We start from the raw sequence: 17,105 nt of genomic DNA, 5'->3' as shown, positions 1-17,105 counted from the left end.
GTTACGGTTAGGGTAATGGTTGGCAGGTCGGACGCCTTCGCGGGCAAGCCTCGCTCCTACAGGGGTTTTGTGTGCGCCCCGATCCATTGTAGGAGCGAGGCTTGCCCGCGAAGGGGCCAGTCAGGTCAACCCGGCACTCACAAGCAACTCCTCCAGCGCCAGCAAGTCAGGCACCTTGGCCACTTGATCGCCCACCTGCACCGCCGCCTGTTCCAGCGCACATAACGGCACATCCACATAGCTGAGCTGACTGTCGAGCTTGTAGGAACGAGGAATCCCCTGCACCAGCAACGCGATAAATTTCAGCTCAGGCCGCCCGCCCAGGGCATTGAGAATCACGATCCGCGCGCGCTCGCCAATGACGATTTTATCGCCGCACGCCGACTCAAAACTGAGCAACGGAATCTGCCGCTCCCGCCAACTCACCCGCCCCAGGTACCACGGCGGAGTATCGAGATCGAAAGCCCCCGGCTGATAGTCGATCAACTCCGCTACCGCGACGTTGGGCAAAATCAGGTTGCGGTCGGCCAGGGGTAGCAGCAGCCCGGTGAGGTTGCTGGTGCGATGCTCAAGCATGGGTTTTGCTCCACAGGGCAATGCTTTCGAGCAGCACCGATTCCTGATACGGCTTGCCGAGGTAGTCGTTGACGCCAATGGCCATGGCGCGGTCGCGGTGTTTCTGGCCGGTGCGCGAGGTGATCATGATGATCGGCAGGTGTTGCAGTCGCTCGTCGGCGCGCACCTGGGTGGCGACTTCGAAACCGTCCATGCGCGGCATTTCGATGTCCAGCAGCATCAGGTCCGGCATGTGGTCTTCGAGCAGCAGCATGGCATCGACGCCGTCCTTGGCCGTCAGCACGTTCATGCCGTGGCGTTCGAGTAAACGACTGGTGACCTTGCGCACGGTGACCGAGTCGTCGACCACCATGACCAGCAAGGGCTTGTGCGGCTCGGGTTCAGGGTCTTGAAGCAGCCGTCGTTGCGGCACCTGCGCCTGCATCGCGCGGATCGGCGCCAGCAGATCGAGAATCAGCACCACGCGGCCATCGCCCAGAATCGTCGCCCCGGACAAACCCTGCACGGCCGCAAATTGCGGGCCGAGGCTTTTCACCACAATCTCGCGGGTGCCGGCCATGGCATCGACCTGCACCGCGATGTGGCGCTCGTTGCATTGCACCAGCAATACCGGCAACGGCAGGCTCTGGCCCAACAGTTTCGGGCGTGTACTGGTTTTCAGCAGTTCACCGAGGTAGCACAGTTCATAGTGCTGCCCGGCGTATTTGTAAGTCGGCGGATCGAGCCGGTAATGCCCTTCGAGTTCGTTGGGCAACACACGCACGATGCCGTCGATGGTGTTCAGCGGGATCGCATATTGATCCTCAGCGCACTGCACCATCAGCGCCCGGTTGACCGACACGGTGAACGGCAGGCGAATGCGAAAATGCACGCCCTGCCCCGCCACAGAGTCGATGCTCATTGTGCCGCCGAGTTGCCGGACTTCTTCATGAACCACGTCCATGCCCACGCCGCGCCCGGAAATCTGGGTGATTTTCTCGGCCGTGGAGAACCCCGGTTGCAGGATGAACTGCAGCACGTCGCGGTCGCTGATGTCGCTGTCGGCGGCGAGTAAGCCGCGCTTGATTGCCTTGCGCCGCACCGCGTCCAGCGGCACGCCGGCGCCGTCGTCGCGGATGTCGAAAATGATGTCGCCGCCCTCGCGGGACAGGTCGAGGGTGATCCGCCCTTGCGCCGGTTTCCCGGCCGCGATGCGCACGCCTGCGGATTCGAGACCATGGTCCACCGCGTTGCGCAGCATGTGTTCCAGCGGCGCGGCCATGCGTTCGAGGACGTTGCGGTCCATCTCGCCTTCGGCGTTGCCGACCACGAACTCCACCTCCTTGCCCAGCTCGCTGGAGACCTGGCGGACGATGCGCTTCAAGCGCGGCAACATCCGCTCGAACGGCACCATGCGCGAGCGCATCAGGCCTTCCTGCAATTCGGTGTTGATGCGGCCTTGCTGTTGCAGCAGGTTCTCCGCGTCCTGATTGCGCCGGTCGAGGGTTTCCTTGAGGTCAAGCAGGTCGGAAGCGGATTCGAACAGCGCCCGCGACAGCTGCTGCAACTGCGAGTGACGGTCCATTTCCAGTGGGTCGAATTCTTCGTAGCCCGAGCGTTCGGCGTCGACTTGCTGGCGGCTGAGAATCCTGCCCTGGGTTTCGGTATCGAGCCGGCGCAATTGATCGCGCATGCGCTCGATGGTGGTTTCCATTTCGTTCAGCGCCACGCGTGCATCGTTGACCTGCTGTTCGATGCGACCACGGAAGATCGAAGTTTCCCCGGCCAGATTAACCAGATCGTCGAGCAGCTCTGCCGAGACCTTGACCATATCGGCACCGGTATCGGCTTGTGGCGCAAGCGGCTCGACCTTGGGTGCAACCGGTGTGGCAACGGGTGTTTCCGGCACTTCCGGATGGCTGAAATTCCTGATCGCATCGATCAGCCGATCCGCTGGTGGCAACGGTTGACCGGCGCGGGTCGCGTCGAGCATCTGCGCCAGTCGGTCATGGCTGCTTTGCAGCAGGCCGAACAGCGCGGCGGTCGGTTTCAACACACCGGCGGACAAGCCTTCGTAGAGAAATTCCAGCTCATGGGCGAGGTCGCCGATCGGGCCGATTTCCACCATCCGCGCACCGCCCTTGAGGGTGTGCAGATCGCGCAGCAGGGTTTCCATTTCCTGACGATTGGCAGGTTCGGCCTGCCAGCGAACCAGCGCCGCGCCGGAATTTTCGATGATGTCGAAACCTTCCTCAAGGAAGATTTCCAGCAACTCCGGATCATGCCCCGGCGAGTCCTCGGCCCGCACAGGCTCGGCGACGTCTGGCGCACTGGCGTTGCCTTGGCGGAACTGGCGAATGGCTTCGATCAGCTCACCCGGATCTCCCAGTGGCTTGTGGTGCTGCAATTGCTCAAGCAGTTGCGCCAGTCGGTCATGGCTCTGTTGCAACAGCTGCGCCAGGGTTTCGTTGTGGCAGTAACGGCGATCGACAAGCCCTTCGTAAAGGCTTTCCAGCTCATGGGCGAGGCCTGCGACCGGCTCGACTTCGGCCATCCGCGCACCGCCCTTGAGCGTGTGCAGATCTCGCTGCAACGACAGCAACGGCGCGGCGTTGTCCGGGTCTTTCAGCCAGCGCTGCAAGGCCTGACCGGCGCTTTCGAGGATGTCCACCGCCTCTTCGAGGAAGATCGAAACGATCTCGTCGTCCAGATCAACAACGCTGTCCACTGTAGGAGCCGGCTTGCCGGCGATGGTCGTTAACGATGACGCGTTTTCACTGGATGAATGCGGCGCATGTGAGTCCATCGCCGGCAAGCCGGCTCCTACAGGGGTTTGTGCCAGTTCGGCGGTGGCGCTGCTTAGTTCGCGAATGCTCAGGGTGCGGCTGCCGTCGCTGCGAATCAGGCCCATGGCCGATGGGTCGAGGCTCTCATCGAGCAAGCCGCGCAAGGCCCGGATGCGCTCCGGTTGCGGGCTGACTTCCTGACCGGCCGCGAGTTCGTCGAGCATGTTGATCAGCGCTTCGTGGGCACTTTGCGCCTCATGGAAAAACGCCTCGCTGACTGCCAGGCTGCTTTCTTCCACGGCGCCGTAGAGATCGAGCAAGGCTTCACAAAGCTCATCCACCGGATGCAGATCGGCCAGGTGCGCGCCTTCGCCGAGGGTAGTCAATTCATCCAACAGCGCACTGAGTTCCTGACGTTCACCGGGGTGCTGCTGCCAACGCTGCAACAGGCTTTCGGCGTCCAGCAGGATGTCCATGCCCTGGGCCAGGAAATTGTTGATCAACTGCGGATCGCGCTTGGTTCTGAGCGCCATGCTCGGCGTGCTCAACAGGGCTTCCAGGCGTTCAGCCAGCAGCGCCTGGGTTCTTTCGATCAACGAACGGGCCCCGGGAATCTCGGCCAACGGATCGACCTTGAGCTGTCGCAGCCCGACGCGGAACACGCCTTCGGCCTCCAGCAGCAGTTCGACTTCGTCGAGGTCCAGCGCGATCAGGTGCGCCTTGTATTCACGAGCCAGTTTGTCCAGCGGCGTCGCCAGCTCGGCAATCGGCAACACGCCGGCCATCGAGGCGCTGCCTTTGAGCGTGTGCAAGGCACGTTGCAGTTCGTCGCTGGCCTGCAACGGCACATGTTCGGCGGCCTGATCGAGGAAGCGGTTGAGGCTGGCCAGATGTGTTTCGGCTTCGTTGCGGAAGATCTCCAGCAGCAACGGATCGAGGGCGGCGACATCCTGCACGTCCTCATCGGCCAACGGCTTGTCACCCTTGGCGAGCGCGTGGGCGCGGGCGGCCAATTGGTCGACGTCGTTGCGCTGACGCTGAGCATTGCCGGCAAATTCAGCCACCAGTTCCGGCAGCAGGTTCAATACATCGCCGAGCAATTGCTGCACCGCCGGCCCCGGTTCAACGCTGCGTTCCAGCACGCGGTTGAGCAGGTTTTCCACGGCCCACGCCAGTTCACCCAACACCAGCGCGCGCACCATCCGGCCACTGCCTTTGAGCGTATGGAAAGCTCGGCGCAGTTCGCCCAGGATCGATTCGCTCTCGGGGCTGGCCGCCCAGCGCGGCAAGTATTCCCGGAGGATTTCCAGGACCTCATCGGTTTCTTCGAGGAAGACTTCGCGCAGTTCATCGTCCACCGGTTCTTCACCCGGAGGCGGTGGCAACAGGCTGCCCGGCGTATTCAGGGCGGGCGGATTGACCGCCGACACCGGGTTGGCGAGGACATCGGCCAGGGTCTGGACGACGTCGGGATCGTCCAGTTCCTGCTGGTCCTGCATCACCTGCGCCTCACTCGGGCTGAGCACTTCATCCAGCACAGGGACATTGTGTTCGCTGGGGAAAAAGCCGAGCGCTGCCAGGCTCTTCTCCGCAACGTCGAGCAATTGTTCACCGGACGCTTCAGCGTCGTCGCTCAGACGTTCAAGGTAATACTCGATGCTGGTGATGACGTCGGCCAGGCTGTCCAGCGCCTGCCAGCCAGGCTGGTCCGGGTCGAGCAGCAGATGCTCGCGGATAAAGTGGTTGCAGGCGTCGATCAGGCTCGCCGCACGGCTCAGCGGGATCATCGCCAGCGCGCCACGCACCTGGGTGAGCAAGGCTGGCAACGGTTGCAAATGCTGGCGGTCCCAGTCGGCGTCGATGTAGTCGACGATCATGTCCTTGGCCTGTTGCAGGCAGATGCGTGCTTCCTTGATCACGATCTGGTGGATCTGCGTCAGGTCGGTGGTCGGCAGGCGGCTGTCTTCCTGGCTCTCCGGTTCGACCGTGCCGACCATCCCCGCGAGCGTCGCCTCGACGTAAAGCAAGGCGCCGGCGACATCCATCAGGATCGCGTCGTTGGGTTCGCGTTGCCCCTGAGCGAGGCTCAACACCACCGCGAGCTGATCGATGATGACCTTGCGCGGTTGACCAAAACCGAGCACCGCCAGGGTGTCGGCGATTTGCCGCAAGGGTGCCAGCAAGCTATCGAGGTCCGAGGCATGCTGGCGGTCGCTGCGCACGAACAGGTCGAGGCGTTCTTTGACCCGCACCAGTTCTTCGCACAGCGCGGCTAGCACCGAGCGCATGGCATCGCGATCTGGGCCGGCCAGCCGTGTCCGTTCTTCGTCGACCATCGCGCTGTCAGGCAGCGCATCGTCCAGTCCGTAGCGATCTTTCATGGTCAGCATCTGCCCGGTGGGGTGTTCGGCTTTGGCGATGTAAAACAGCAAACTCTTGAGCAACTCCGGCGGTGCCGGCTGATTGATCGCGCACATGCCCTGTTCAAGCAGGCGCTTGAGTTCTTTGTCGGCGTCCTTGAACAGGCTGCGCAGGGCCGGGCTGTTGGCGATCGAGCCGCCGCGCATGCCTTCGACAAGCGCCGAGGCAACGTGCCACAACGGGCTCAGCGGCGCATTTCCGCACAGCCCTTCGAGGCGTAAAAATACGGTGCTCAGGAAACCGAGATGAGTGTCGTCATCCTGCTCGCGCAGCAACCCGACCAGGGCCATCTGCAACATCTGGCGCAATTTGCGCAGCACGTTCGGCAGGTCCGCCGGCTCCAGCAGCGCCAGCGCCTCGTCATCCAGTGGCGGCAAGTCCGGTAATTGCGGGGTGAACAGGCTGGTTTCCGATAACAGGCTTTCGCCACGGGCACTGCGCAGGTCGTTGATCAACGGCAACACCACCAGCGGCAGGTCGCGGCGCGCGCCTTGTACGCGGTCGAGATAGATCGGCAGCTGACCGATCGCTTGCAGCAACAAGTGGATCGCCTCGTCGCGATGGATGACGCGGTTCTGCTGCAAGGCGGCGGTCAGTTGTTCCATTTCTTCGGCGAGCAGGGCCGCGCCGTAGAACTCGACCATCTGCAAGCTGCCGTGAACCTGATGGATGCACGCCAGGCATTCACTGAGGGCGTGCGTCGCCTGAGGGTCATCAAGCAACGTTTCAATCGCCTGGTGAGCCACTTTCAGTGTTTCGGCAATCTCGCCTTTGACCCATTCGAGGGCCACATAGTCGTGCCGATCACCCATAACCACTCCGTTCATCGTTCGAACGCCCTCGGGCGCCTCACACTTTATCCACAGTCTGCGCCTTGGCGGCCGGCAAGGTGAAACCGGACACCGAACGTCGCAGCTGGCTGGCCATTTTCGCCAGGTTGCCGATGCTCTCTGCCGTGGCGGTGGAACCGGACGAAGTCTGCGTGGTGATCTGCTGGATCACGTTCATCGTCAGGGAAATCTGCCCGGCCGAAGACGTCTGCTGTTGTGCCGCGTTGGAAATACTCTGGATCAACGCCGCGAGGGTTTTCGACACGCCTTCGATTTCTTCCAGAGCCACACCGGCATCCTGCGCCAGACGCGCGCCACGCACCACTTCGGTGGTGGTCTGCTCCATGGAAATCACCGCTTCGTTGGTGTCGGCCTGGATCGCCCGCACCAGGGTTTCGATCTGCCGCGTCGCGGCGGACGAGCGCTCGGCCAACCGTTGCACCTCGTCGGCCACCACCGCAAAACCGCGCCCGGCATCACCGGCCATGGAGGCCTGGATCGCGGCGTTGAGTGCAAGAATGTTGGTCTGGTCGGCAATGTCATCGATCAGGCTGACAATGTCGCCGATCTCTTGCGAAGACTCGCCCAAGCGCTTGATGCGCTTGGCGGTGTCCTGAATCTGCTCGCGAATGTTGTCCATGCCGTGGATGGTGTTGTGCACCACCTCGTTGCCCTTGTTGGCGATTTCCACCGAGCGCTCGGCCACCGCCGAGGATTCGGCAGCGTTGGCCGACACCTGATCGATGGACTGCGCCATGTCGTTGATCGCGGTGGAAGCTTCGCTGATTTGTTGCGCCTGATGCTCCGAGGCCTGCGCCAGGTGCATGGCAGTGGCCTGGGTTTCCTGCACGGCGGCGGCGACCTGGCCGGCGGTGAGGTTGATCGTCGCCACCAGATCGCGCAGCTGGTCCACGGAATAGTTGATCGAATCGGCGATGGTCCCGGTGAAGTCTTCGGTCACCGAAGCGGTCACGGTCAGGTCGCCGTCGGCCAGGTCTTCGATCTCGTCGAGCAGGCGCATGATCGCGTTCTGGTTGCGCTCGTTCTTCTCGGCGGTTTCGCGCAGTTGGCGATTGGTTTCGCGCACCATCACCATCCCGATAAGGATGATCGACATCAGCGCCGCCAAACCCAGTACGTAGCCGCCAATGGTGTCTGTATTGCGCCCGCTGGCGAGGTTTTCAAACCCGGAGGCCAGGTGCGAGGCTTCGTCGAGCAGGGTTTGCGACAGGCTGAATATGTTGGTCGCCGATTCGCGGACCTTGAACAGTTCCGGCGAGGTTTCGAGGATTTCATCCACCGAACCGGAGACGAATTCGAACAGCTCGGAAATCTCGATCAAGCGGGCACGGGCATCGTGGTCTTCGACCTGACTGACTTTCAGTGCCGGATTGCCCTGGAGCATACCCGTGAGCACCAGGCCGAAACGCGCGGCGTCGCGGCCAAACGCGTCGGCGGCCTGTTGCGAATTTTCGTCGCCGGACAGCACAGTGTTTACCGCGCCGAGGATACGTTCGGCCAACAACGACTGACGCTGGGCCATCGCCACCTGAGCGGCGGGCGCACCGCGTTGCAGGAGAATTTCGACGACTTTTTCGTACTCGACCTGCAATTGCGGCACGGTTTCAGCGAGGGTGGCGGCGACTTGATGCAGCGACAAAACCGTCTGTTCGCTGGAAAGGATCGCGTCGGTGTTTTTCAGCACACGCTCCCAATCCAGCTGCACGGCGCGCATTTCCGGGCGCACGGCGGACGGTGCCGGCGGCAGCCCGGTGGAAGGGTCGCCTTTCTTCAGATAACCCCAGCGCTGGGCAAAATCGTTGCGCGCATCGCTGAGCAACTTGAACGCCGCGGCCTTGCCAGCGGCGGCTTCCGTGGCGTTTTTGGCGATGCGCTGGGACAGCACGCGCAGCTCACCGGCGTGGCCGATGTACTGTTTATCGTACGAGGCCTGGGTGTTGAGGTAAGCGAAGTTGGCGAACAGCAGCATGATGAAGACAATCAGCGCGATGAACAGCGCGATGATCTGCGAGCGGCTGCGCGATCCTTCTGGCTTGCCTGTTTTAGCTTTTATCATCGGTCCTCGCCTGTACTACCCAATTCACCCAAGCCCCTGTAGGAGCGAGGCTTGCCCGCGAAGCAGGCGAAGCGGTCTTGCAGGAATACCGCGTTATCGTTCTTCGCGGGCAAGCCTCGCTCCTACAGGATCGGCGTTGCCGCGTTTACAGCGCTACGTGCATGAAGCTTTGCGACCGCACCAGCGCAAACGGGCTGAACACCTGCCAATTCTGCTCGCGCTGAAACCGGCCCTTGATGAACGGTGCAATCGGGCCACTCAAGTTATCCACCGGCTCCAGACTGTCCTGGGCAAAGTGCTGAAGGCCGAAAACCTCATCGACCATCAACCCGGCAAACACCTCGTTATGCTCCACCACCAGCACCCGCCGCTGTTTGCGCACCGCCGATAATTCGTGCCCGAAGAAGGCACTCAAATCCATCATCGGCAACAAGCGCCCACGCAGGTTGGCCACGCCCTTGACCCAAGGCTTGACCCCCGGCAACTGGGTGAAGCGCGGTTCATGCAGGACTTCGCTGACTTCACCCATCGGCGCGACGTACCACGCCTCGCCCAAACGAAAACCGATGCCGCTCCAACTGTCCTGTCGGGTTGGCTGCGACGGCAGATCCGCCGCCAGCAGACGACAGCGCTGGTCGATCTGCAGCAGCAGTTCGAAGGCGGTCAACGACTCGGTCATGGTCGGGTGATCAACCGGCCAGCACGTTGTTCAGGGTTTTGATCAGGGTGTCTTCGTCGACCGGTTTGGTCAGGTAATCCTTGGCGCCCTGGCGCGTGCCCCAGACCTTGTCGGTTTCCTGATCCTTGGTGGTGATGATGATCACCGGGATGTGCCCGGTTTCCGGGTCTTTGGTCAACTGACGGGTCGCCTGGAAACCGTTGAGGCCGGGCATGACGATGTCCATCAGCACGGCGTCGGGTTTTTCCTGACGGGCCAGGGCCACGCCGTCGGCGCCGTTTTCGGCTTTCAACACTTCATGACCGTGCTTTTCCAGCATGCCGGTCAGTTTGTACATTTCGGTCGGCGAATCATCGACGATCAGAATACGTGCCATGGTTTTCCCCATTCTTGTCGACGCCGGGCCCGCTGGCCGAGCGTCACTGTGCGTGTCCTACTGCGGCAAAACGGCGGCGAAGCCCGGTACATGGGCCTGGATCGCGTTAAGCAGTTCTTCCTTGCTGAAAGGCTTGGTCAAAAACTGGTCGGAGCCGACGATGCGCCCCTTGGCCTTGTCGAACAACCCGTCCTTGGACGACAGCATGATCACTGGCGTGGACTTGAACGCACTGTTGTTCTTGATTAAAGCGCAGGTCTGATAGCCATCCAGACGCGGCATCATGATGTCGACAAAGATGATGCCGGGATGATGATCGGCAATCTTCGCCAGCGCATCGAAACCATCGATGGCCGTAATGACTTCACAACCCACATTCTTCAACAGCGTTTCGGCGGTGCGACGAATCGTCTTCGAATCGTCGATCACCATGACCTTCAAGGCGCTGGAATGCTGGCCCATAAATGCTCTACCGTCGCCTTTGCGAATCAAATTGTCCGTTTTCCGGTTACCGGCGGCTTGAAACCCTTGATACTCAAGGGCCAGCACGACATGGCAGCCTTTTTAGCACAGTCTCCAAATGCAATCTATCGGGCGTCCTTTGAAGTGGTTTTTCCTTGACCGGGAACACACTCAGCGCCACTCTGACGCCACTTTTATACGGTCCTTTGGATTGATCTTTTGTGGGAGCGAGCCTGCTCGCGATGGTCGTCAACGATGACGCGTGCCAGCAGGATAAGCGCGGTGTCCTGAAGTCCATCGCGAGCAGGCTCGCTCCTACAGGGGACTTACATAGGCCTACCCCACTTCAGAGGAAAAACCCATGAGCGTTCGCGTCGGGATTGTCATGGATCCCATTGCCAGCATCTCCTATAAAAAGGATAGCTCGCTGGCCATGCTGCTGGCCGCACAGAAGCGCGGCTGGGAACTGTTCTATATGGAACAGCGCGACTTGTATCAAGGCGAAGGTGAAGCCCGGGCGCGGATGCGGCCGCTGAAAGTTTTCGCCAACCCGGAAAAATGGTTCGAGCTGGAAGACGAGACCGACGCACTGCTGAGCGATCTGGACGTGATCCTGATGCGCAAGGATCCGCCGTTCGACATGGAGTTCGTCTACTCCACTTATCTGCTCGAGCAAGCCGAGCGCGCGGGTGTGCTGGTGGTCAACAAGCCGCAGAGCCTGCGTGACTGCAATGAAAAACTGTTCGCCACATTGTTCCCGCAGTGCACGCCGCCGACTGTGGTCAGCCGCCGCGCCGACGTGCTGCGTGAATTCGCCGCCAAACATGGCGATGTGATCCTCAAGCCGCTGGACGGCATGGGCGGCACCTCGATCTTCCGTCACCGTGCTGGTGACCCGAACCTGTCGGTGATCCTGGAAACCCTGACCGCGCTGGGCACCCAGCAGATCATGGGCCAGGCGTACCTGCCGGCGATCAAGGACGGCGACAAACGCATCCTGATGATCGACGGCGAGCCGGTGGATTATTGCCTGGCGCGGATTCCGGCGGCCGGCGAAACCCGCGGCAACCTCGCCGCCGGTGGTCGTGGCGAAGCCCGTCCGCTGAGCGACAAGGATCGCTGGATCGCCGCCCAGGTCGGCCCGACCCTGCGCGAGAAAGGCCTGCTGTTCGTAGGTCTCGACGTGATCGGCGAGCACCTGACGGAAATCAACGTCACCAGCCCGACCTGCATTCGCGAGATTGATAACGCGTTCGGCACCGACATCGGCGGCCTGTTGATGGATGCCATCGATCAGAAGCTCAAGGCCCGTTGATATAGAACACCCAAGATGAAACCAACATTGCGCTATCATGCGCGGCCTCTGAAAAACGCGATGTTGGTTTTCTTGTCATGACACTTCCGTCCGATCTGCCCGCTGAACTCGCCCATCGTGGCGTGCGCCCGGCTGATCGTCTCGGATTTACCCTGTTTCTCGCGGCGTTGATTCACCTGGCCTTGCTGTTGGGCGTCGGCTTTACGATGGTCGAACCCAAGCAAATCAGCAAAACCCTGGAAATCACCCTCGCCACCTTCAAGAGCGAAAAGAAACCGGCGAAGGCCGACTTCCTCGCGCAGGAAAATCAGGAAGGCAGCGGCACCCTGGATAAAAAGGCGATTCCCAAGACCACCGAGGTCGCGCCGTTCCAGGACAACAAGGTGCAAAAAGTCACGCCACCGCCGGCCGCCAAGCCTGAAGTCCAGGAAGCAGCGCCCAAGGCTGCCGTGACCACCGTCGCACCGAAGCCGAAGAAAGCCGCGGCCAAGACCGAAGAGCCCAAACCTGCCACCAAACCCGCCATCGCCGCGCCGACGTTCGACAGTGAACAGCTGTCCAGCGACATCGCCAGCCTCGAAGCGGAACTGGCCAACGAACAGCAGCTGTACGCCAAGCGCCCACGCATCCACCGCCTGAGCGCGGCCTCGACCATGCGCGACAAAGGCGCCTGGTATAAGGATGAATGGCGCAAAAAGGTCGAGCGCATCGGCAACCTCAATTATCCGGATGAAGCGCGGCGCAAACAGATTTACGGCAATTTGCGCTTGATGGTCTCGATCAACCGCGACGGCTCGCTTTTTGAAGTATTGGTACTGGAGTCGTCCGGGCAACCGCTGCTGGATCAGGCGGCACAGCGAATTGTGCGACTGGCTGCGCCGTTTTCGCCGTTTACCGGGGATTTGTCGGACATCGACCGACTGGAAATCATCCGCACCTGGAAATTTGCGCGCGGCGATCGCCTCTCCAGCAACTGACCGAAGGATTGCGGTTGTTTTGACCGACGCCTTCGCGGGCAAGCCTCGCTCCTACAGGTTTGCGGAACATGCAAAACCTGTAGGAGCGAGGCTTGCCCGCGAAGAGGCCCTCAAGCAAACAGACATCAAAAAGACACCCACGCAGGCATTTCCTGTGCATCCCCAGCTTGTCAGTTCGCCCCTCCAACGCCACACTAGCGCTCATGAAGAACGTCAGCCCAAGCTACCTCAAGCATCACTTCCTGATCGCCATGCCTCACATGGCCGACCCGAACTTTGCCCACACCTTGACCTACATCGTCGAGCACACGGCCAATGGTGCCATGGGGCTGGTGGTCAACCGTCCGCAAGACCTGAATCTGGCCGATATCCTCGAGCAATTGCGCCCCAATATCGAGCCACCGCTGCTCTGCCAGCATGTGCCGATCTTCATCGGCGGCCCGGTGCAGACCGATCGCGGTTTTGTCCTGCACCCCTCGGGCAAGCAATTTCAGGCGACCGTTGATCTGGAAGGCGACCTGTCGTTGTCCACCTCCCAGGACGTATTGTTCGCCATCGCCGATGGCGTCGGCCCGGCAAAAAGCCTGATCGCCCTCGGTTACGCAGGCTGGGAAGCCGGGCAACTTGAGGCCGAACTGGCGCAGAACGCCTGGCTGACCTGCCCGTTCGATGCCGACATCCTGTTCAACACCAGCAGCGAACTGCGCCTCGAAGCAGCGGCCAAGCACCTGGGCGTCAACCTCAGCCTGCTCACCAGCCAGGCGGGACACGCCTGATGGCCCTGCGGCTGATTCTGGGTTTCGACTACGGCACCAAACAGATCGGCGTGGCGGTCGGCCAGGTGATTACCGGCCAGGCCCGCGAGCTGTGCACCTTGAAGGCACAAAACGGCGTGCCCGACTGGAATCAGGTCGAAGCGCTGATCAAAGAGTGGAAACCCGATGCCGTGGTGGTCGGCCTGCCGCTCAATATGGACGGCACGCCCAGCGACATGTGCCTGCGCGCCGAGAAGTTCGCCCGCCGCCTCAACGGCCGCTACAACCTGCCCTTCTATACCCACGATGAACGCCTGACCACGTTTGAAGCCAAGGGCGAACGACGTGATCGCGGCGGGCAAAAGGGCAGTTACCGCGACAACCCGGTCGACGCCATCGCCGCCGCCCTGCTGCTGCAAGGCTGGCTCGATGAAAACAGCGCACTGTTCGAATCCTGAAGAGTCGTAACAAGCGACTCTCTATAGCGACAACCCGAGCCACCGCCAGCAGCACCCGGCCCGGGCCCAAGAAGGAGCAACCATGAGCCTGCCCAATCCCGCCGAACTGATCAGCCAGATGGCGATCCGTCTCAAGGCACATCTGGAACACCGTGGCATCAGCGAACCGCGCTACATCGGTATTCGTACCGGCGGCGTCTGGGTTGCCCAGGCGTTGCTCGAAGAACTGGGCAGCGACGCGCCGCTCGGCACCCTGGACGTGTCTTTCTACCGTGACGATTTCAGCCAGAACGGCCTGCACCCGCAGGTGCGCCCTTCGGCGCTGCCGTTCGAGATCGAAGGCCAGGACCTGGTGCTGATCGACGACGTACTCATGAGCGGCCGCACCATCCGCGCCGCGATGAACGAACTCTTCGACTACGGCCGCCCGGCCAGCGTGACGCTGGTGTGCCTGCTGGACCTGGACGCCGGCGAGCTGCCGATCCGCCCGAACGTGGTCGGCGCGACGTTATCGCTGGCCGCCCACGAGCGCGTGAAGCTGTCCGGTCCGGAACTCAAGCTCGAACTGCAAGACCTCGCCCTTTAATTCGCCCTATTGAGAGTCCCCCTCGCGATGACGCCTCTAGAAACCAAGCGCCCGCTGCAGCTCAATGATCAGGGCCAGCTGCGCCACTTCCTCTCGCTCGACGGTTTGCGCCGCGAGCTGCTGACGGAAATCCTCGACACCGCCGACTCGTTCCTCGAAGTCGGCGCCCGGGCAGTGAAGAAAGTCCCGTTGCTGCGCGGCAAGACCGTGTGCAACGTGTTCTTCGAAAACTCCACCCGCACCCGCACCACCTTCGAACTGGCGGCCCAGCGCTTGTCGGCGGACGTGATCACCCTCAACGTCTCGACATCGTCGGCGAGCAAGGGCGAAACCCTGCTCGACACCCTGCGCAACCTGGAAGCCATGGCCGCCGACATGTTCGTCGTGCGCCACGGTGATTCCGGCGCCGCGCACTTCATCGCCGAACACGTGTGCCCGCAAGTGGCGATCATCAACGGCGGCGACGGCCGTCACGCGCACCCGACCCAAGGCATGCTCGACATGCTGACGATCCGTCGGCACAAAGGCAGCTTCGAAAACCTGTCCGTGGCCATCGTCGGCGACATCCTGCACTCGCGGGTGGCGCGCTCGAACATGCTGGCGCTGAAAACCCTCGGCTGCCCGGACATCCGCGTGATCGCGCCGAAAACCCTGCTGCCGATCGGCATCGAGCAATACGGCGTGAAGGTCTACACCGACATGACCGAAGGCCTGAAAGACGTCGACGTGGTGATCATGTTGCGCCTGCAACGCGAACGCATGACCGGCGGCCTGCTGCCGAGCGAGGGCGAGTTCTACCGCCTGTTCGGCCTGACCACCGCGCGCCTGGCCGGGGCCAAACCGGACTGCATCGTCATGCACCCAGGGCCGATCAACCGCGGGGTTGAGATTGAGTCGGCGGTGGCCGACGGTCCGCATTCGGTGATTCTCAACCAGGTAACCTACGGCATCGCGATTCGTATGGCCGTGCTGTCCATGGCCATGAGCGGGCAGACTGCCCAGCGCCAATTCGAGCAGGAGGACGTTCAGTGAAGCTCAGCATTCTCGGCGCCCGCGTGATCGATCCAGTCAGCGGGCTGGATCAAGTGACTGATATCCACATCGAAGCCTGCAAGATCGTCTCCCTTGGCGCCGCACCCGCCGGTTTTGTTGCCGTCGATACCATCGACGCTCAAGGCCTGGTGGCCGCACCGGGGCTGGTTGACCTGAACGTCGCCCTGCGCGAGCCGGGCTACAGCCGTAAAGGCTCGATCGTCAGCGAAACCCGCGCCGCTGCTGCCGGTGGCGTGACCAGCCTGTGCTGCCCGCCGAAGACCAAACCGGTGCTGGACACCTCGGCCGTGGCCGAACTGATCCTCGACCGCGCCCGCGAGGCCGGTAACACCAAGGTGTTCCCGATTGGTGCCCTGAGCAAAGGCCTGGACGGCGAGCAACTGGCTGAGCTCGTAGCGTTGCGCGATGCTGGTTGCGTGGCCTTCGGCAACGGTCTGGAAAGCTTCCGCAACACCCGCACCCTGTGCCGGGCGCTGGAGTACGCGGCGACCTTTGACCTGACGGTGATTTTCAACTCGCAGGACCATGATCTGGCCGAAGGTGGCTTGGCGCATGAAGGTCCGACCGCCAGTTTCCTCGGCTTGCCGGGTATTCCGGAAACCGCAGAAACCGTGGCGCTGGCCCGTGATCTGTTGCTGGTCGAGCAAAGTGGCGTGCGCGCGCACTTCAGCCAGCTGACCAGCGCTCGCGGCGTGGCCCTGATTGCTCAGGCTCAGGCGCGCGGATTGCCGGTGACGGCGGATGTCGCCCTGTACCAGCTGATCCTGACCGATGAAGCGCTGATCGACTTCAGCAGCCTCTATCACGTCCAGCCGCCGCTGCGCACCCGCGCCGACCGTGATGGCTTGCGTGAGGCGGTGAAGTCCGGGGTGGTTTCGGCGATTTCCAGTCATCACCAGCCCCATGAACGGGACGCCAAACTGGCGCCGTTTGGTGCGACGGAGCCTGGGATCAGCAGCGTTGAACTGTTGCTGCCGCTGGCGATGACGCTGGTGGAAGACGGTTTGCTCGATCTGCCGACGTTGCTGGCACGCCTGAGTGCCGGGCCTGCGCAAGCCTTGCGCTTGCCGGCGGGGAAACTGGCGGTGGGTGGTGCGGCGGATATTGTGCTGTTCGATCCGGCGGCTTCGACCGTGGCCGGTGAAACCTGGCTGTCCAAGGGTGAGAACTGCCCGTTCATTGGGCATAGCTTGCCGGGTGTGGTGCGTTACACGCTGGTGGATGGGCGGATTAGCCACCAGGCGTAAGACCGCGTTGTCCCAATCGCTAGCAGGGCTAGCTCCCACACAGGATCTGTGAATTACACAAATCCCCTGTGGGAGCTAGCCTGCTAGCGATGACTTACTGGAAGGTGCCGCGATTCTGCGCGTTACGCACGGAAACCTGGTCATTCAGCGTCCAGAAGTCATACAAAACCCCCAGAAAGAACAACCCGCCCGTCACCAGGTACAGCAACCCGCTGATCCACTTCCCCTGATACATCCGGTGCACGCCGAACACTCCCAGAAACGTCAGCAGAATCCACGCAACGTTGTATTCGATAGGCCCGGCGGTGAAACGCAGGTCCGCTTCACGGTCCATGGCCGGGATCAGGAACACGTCGATCAGCCAGCCGATACCCAGTAAACCCAGGGTGAAAAACCAGATCGTCCCGGTCACCGGTTTGCCGTAATAAAAGCGGTGGGCACCGGTAAAACCGAAAATCCACAGCAGGTAACCGATCACTTTGCTGTGGGTATCTTGATGTGGAACGGGGTGTCGATAGGTGTTCATGA

General features: G+C 61.8%; 15 protein-coding genes. 8 read left to right on the top strand and 7 right to left on the bottom strand.

Translation table 11 applies throughout. From position 1 onward, the window contains the following. Positions 1–120 precede the first annotated feature (120 nt). The 6 genes from KGB25_RS01060 to pilG form a co-directional block, all read right to left on the bottom strand. Positions 121–576 (bottom strand): chemotaxis protein CheW, encoded by a 456-nt coding sequence (locus KGB25_RS01060; protein ID WP_008045056.1) that lies wholly within the window; start codon positions 574–576, stop codon positions 121–123. Then, positions 569–6,574: an Hpt domain-containing protein gene (locus KGB25_RS01055; RefSeq protein ID WP_223434054.1), complete on the bottom strand. Its 6,006-nt coding sequence runs from the start codon at positions 6,572–6,574 to the stop codon at positions 569–571. The genes KGB25_RS01060 and KGB25_RS01055 overlap by 8 nt, the downstream gene beginning before the upstream one ends. A 37-nt stretch (positions 6,575–6,611) precedes the next feature. Further along, positions 6,612–8,669, bottom strand: a complete 2,058-nt coding sequence (locus KGB25_RS01050) for a methyl-accepting chemotaxis protein (protein WP_008026203.1) — start codon at positions 8,667–8,669, stop codon at positions 6,612–6,614. 145 nt (positions 8,670–8,814) lie between these two features. Next, the gene (locus tag KGB25_RS01045; protein WP_008026202.1) at positions 8,815–9,348 is read right to left on the bottom strand and encodes a chemotaxis protein CheW; all 534 of its coding nucleotides are present in this window, start codon (positions 9,346–9,348) and stop codon (positions 8,815–8,817) included. Between the two features lie 10 nt (positions 9,349–9,358). Beyond that, entirely contained in the window at positions 9,359–9,724 is a 366-nt protein-coding gene (gene pilH, locus KGB25_RS01040) for a twitching motility response regulator PilH (RefSeq protein ID WP_007897961.1), read from the bottom strand. A 57-nt stretch (positions 9,725–9,781) separates the two neighbouring features. Further along, entirely contained in the window at positions 9,782–10,186 is a 405-nt protein-coding gene (gene pilG, locus KGB25_RS01035; RefSeq protein WP_008026200.1) for a twitching motility response regulator PilG, read from the bottom strand. Between pilG and KGB25_RS01030 the strand changes: the two genes are divergently transcribed. The 8 genes from KGB25_RS01030 to KGB25_RS00995 all read left to right on the top strand — a co-directional run bounded on the left by KGB25_RS01030 (position 10,175) and on the right by KGB25_RS00995 (position 16,577). Beyond that, on the top strand, positions 10,175–10,345 hold the full coding sequence (locus KGB25_RS01030; RefSeq protein WP_157214348.1) for a hypothetical protein: 171 nt from the start codon (positions 10,175–10,177) through the stop codon (positions 10,343–10,345). The genes pilG and KGB25_RS01030 overlap by 12 nt on opposite strands. Positions 10,346–10,547: 202 nt before the next feature. Next, complete coding sequence (gshB, locus tag KGB25_RS01025; protein ID WP_008026199.1) at positions 10,548–11,501, top strand: glutathione synthase; 954 nt, start codon at positions 10,548–10,550, stop codon at positions 11,499–11,501. Positions 11,502–11,578: 77 nt separating this feature from the next. Continuing rightward, on the top strand, positions 11,579–12,478 hold the full coding sequence (locus tag KGB25_RS01020; protein WP_008026197.1) for an energy transducer TonB: 900 nt from the start codon (positions 11,579–11,581) through the stop codon (positions 12,476–12,478). Positions 12,479–12,681: 203 nt separating this feature from the next. Continuing rightward, entirely contained in the window at positions 12,682–13,254 is a 573-nt protein-coding gene (locus tag KGB25_RS01015) for a YqgE/AlgH family protein (protein ID WP_032832312.1), read from the top strand. Continuing rightward, a complete protein-coding gene (gene ruvX / locus KGB25_RS01010; protein WP_007945492.1) occupies positions 13,254–13,691 on the top strand; it encodes a Holliday junction resolvase RuvX in 438 nt (145 codons plus the stop codon). Before KGB25_RS01015 ends, ruvX begins: the two co-directional genes overlap by 1 nt. Before the next feature lie 82 nt (positions 13,692–13,773). Beyond that, complete coding sequence (gene pyrR, locus KGB25_RS01005; RefSeq protein WP_008026190.1) at positions 13,774–14,277, top strand: bifunctional pyr operon transcriptional regulator/uracil phosphoribosyltransferase PyrR; 504 nt, start codon at positions 13,774–13,776, stop codon at positions 14,275–14,277. 27 nt (positions 14,278–14,304) lie between these two features. Next, the gene (locus KGB25_RS01000) at positions 14,305–15,309 is read left to right on the top strand and encodes an aspartate carbamoyltransferase catalytic subunit (RefSeq protein ID WP_223434053.1); all 1,005 of its coding nucleotides are present in this window, start codon (positions 14,305–14,307) and stop codon (positions 15,307–15,309) included. Continuing rightward, positions 15,306–16,577, top strand: a complete 1,272-nt coding sequence (locus KGB25_RS00995; protein WP_223434052.1) for a dihydroorotase — start codon at positions 15,306–15,308, stop codon at positions 16,575–16,577. Before KGB25_RS01000 ends, KGB25_RS00995 begins: the two co-directional genes overlap by 4 nt. 94 nt (positions 16,578–16,671) lie before the next feature. Here KGB25_RS00995 and KGB25_RS00990 read toward each other — a convergent pair whose 3' ends face one another. After that, positions 16,672–17,103, bottom strand: coding sequence for an NINE protein (locus tag KGB25_RS00990; protein WP_008026184.1), 432 nt, complete (start codon positions 17,101–17,103; stop codon positions 16,672–16,674). Positions 17,104–17,105 lie beyond the last annotated feature (2 nt).

Origin of the sequence: Pseudomonas sp. BF-RE-21 (genome assembly GCF_019947305.1) — a bacterium.
Taxonomy (GTDB): domain Bacteria; phylum Pseudomonadota; class Gammaproteobacteria; order Pseudomonadales; family Pseudomonadaceae; genus Aquipseudomonas; species Aquipseudomonas migulae.
Note: the sequence above shows the minus strand (reverse complement) of the source record. Positions and strands in the feature narration are given on the sequence as shown.

Bases quoted from the DNA above. Each gene is read 5' to 3' on its own strand.
- KGB25_RS01060 (WP_008045056.1), bottom strand. From the start codon at position 576: ATGCTTGAGCATCGCACCAGCAACCTCACCGGGCTGCTGCTACCCCTG.
- KGB25_RS01055 (WP_223434054.1), bottom strand. From the start codon at position 6,574: ATGGGTGATCGGCACGACTATGTGGCCCTCGAATGGGTCAAAGGCGAG.
- KGB25_RS01050 (WP_008026203.1), bottom strand. From the start codon at position 8,669: ATGATAAAAGCTAAAACAGGCAAGCCAGAAGGATCGCGCAGCCGCTCG.
- KGB25_RS01045 (WP_008026202.1), bottom strand. From the start codon at position 9,348: ATGACCGAGTCGTTGACCGCCTTCGAACTGCTGCTGCAGATCGACCAG.
- pilH (WP_007897961.1), bottom strand. From the start codon at position 9,724: ATGGCACGTATTCTGATCGTCGATGATTCGCCGACCGAAATGTACAAA.
- KGB25_RS01030 (WP_157214348.1), top strand. From the start codon at position 10,175: ATGCTGGCCCATAAATGCTCTACCGTCGCCTTTGCGAATCAAATTGTC.
- pilG (WP_008026200.1), bottom strand. From the start codon at position 10,186: ATGGGCCAGCATTCCAGCGCCTTGAAGGTCATGGTGATCGACGATTCG.
- gshB (WP_008026199.1), top strand. From the start codon at position 10,548: ATGAGCGTTCGCGTCGGGATTGTCATGGATCCCATTGCCAGCATCTCC.
- KGB25_RS01020 (WP_008026197.1), top strand. From the start codon at position 11,579: ATGACACTTCCGTCCGATCTGCCCGCTGAACTCGCCCATCGTGGCGTG.
- KGB25_RS01015 (WP_032832312.1), top strand. From the start codon at position 12,682: ATGAAGAACGTCAGCCCAAGCTACCTCAAGCATCACTTCCTGATCGCC.
- ruvX (WP_007945492.1), top strand. From the start codon at position 13,254: ATGGCCCTGCGGCTGATTCTGGGTTTCGACTACGGCACCAAACAGATC.
- pyrR (WP_008026190.1), top strand. From the start codon at position 13,774: ATGAGCCTGCCCAATCCCGCCGAACTGATCAGCCAGATGGCGATCCGT.
- KGB25_RS01000 (WP_223434053.1), top strand. From the start codon at position 14,305: ATGACGCCTCTAGAAACCAAGCGCCCGCTGCAGCTCAATGATCAGGGC.
- KGB25_RS00990 (WP_008026184.1), bottom strand. From the start codon at position 17,103: ATGAACACCTATCGACACCCCGTTCCACATCAAGATACCCACAGCAAA.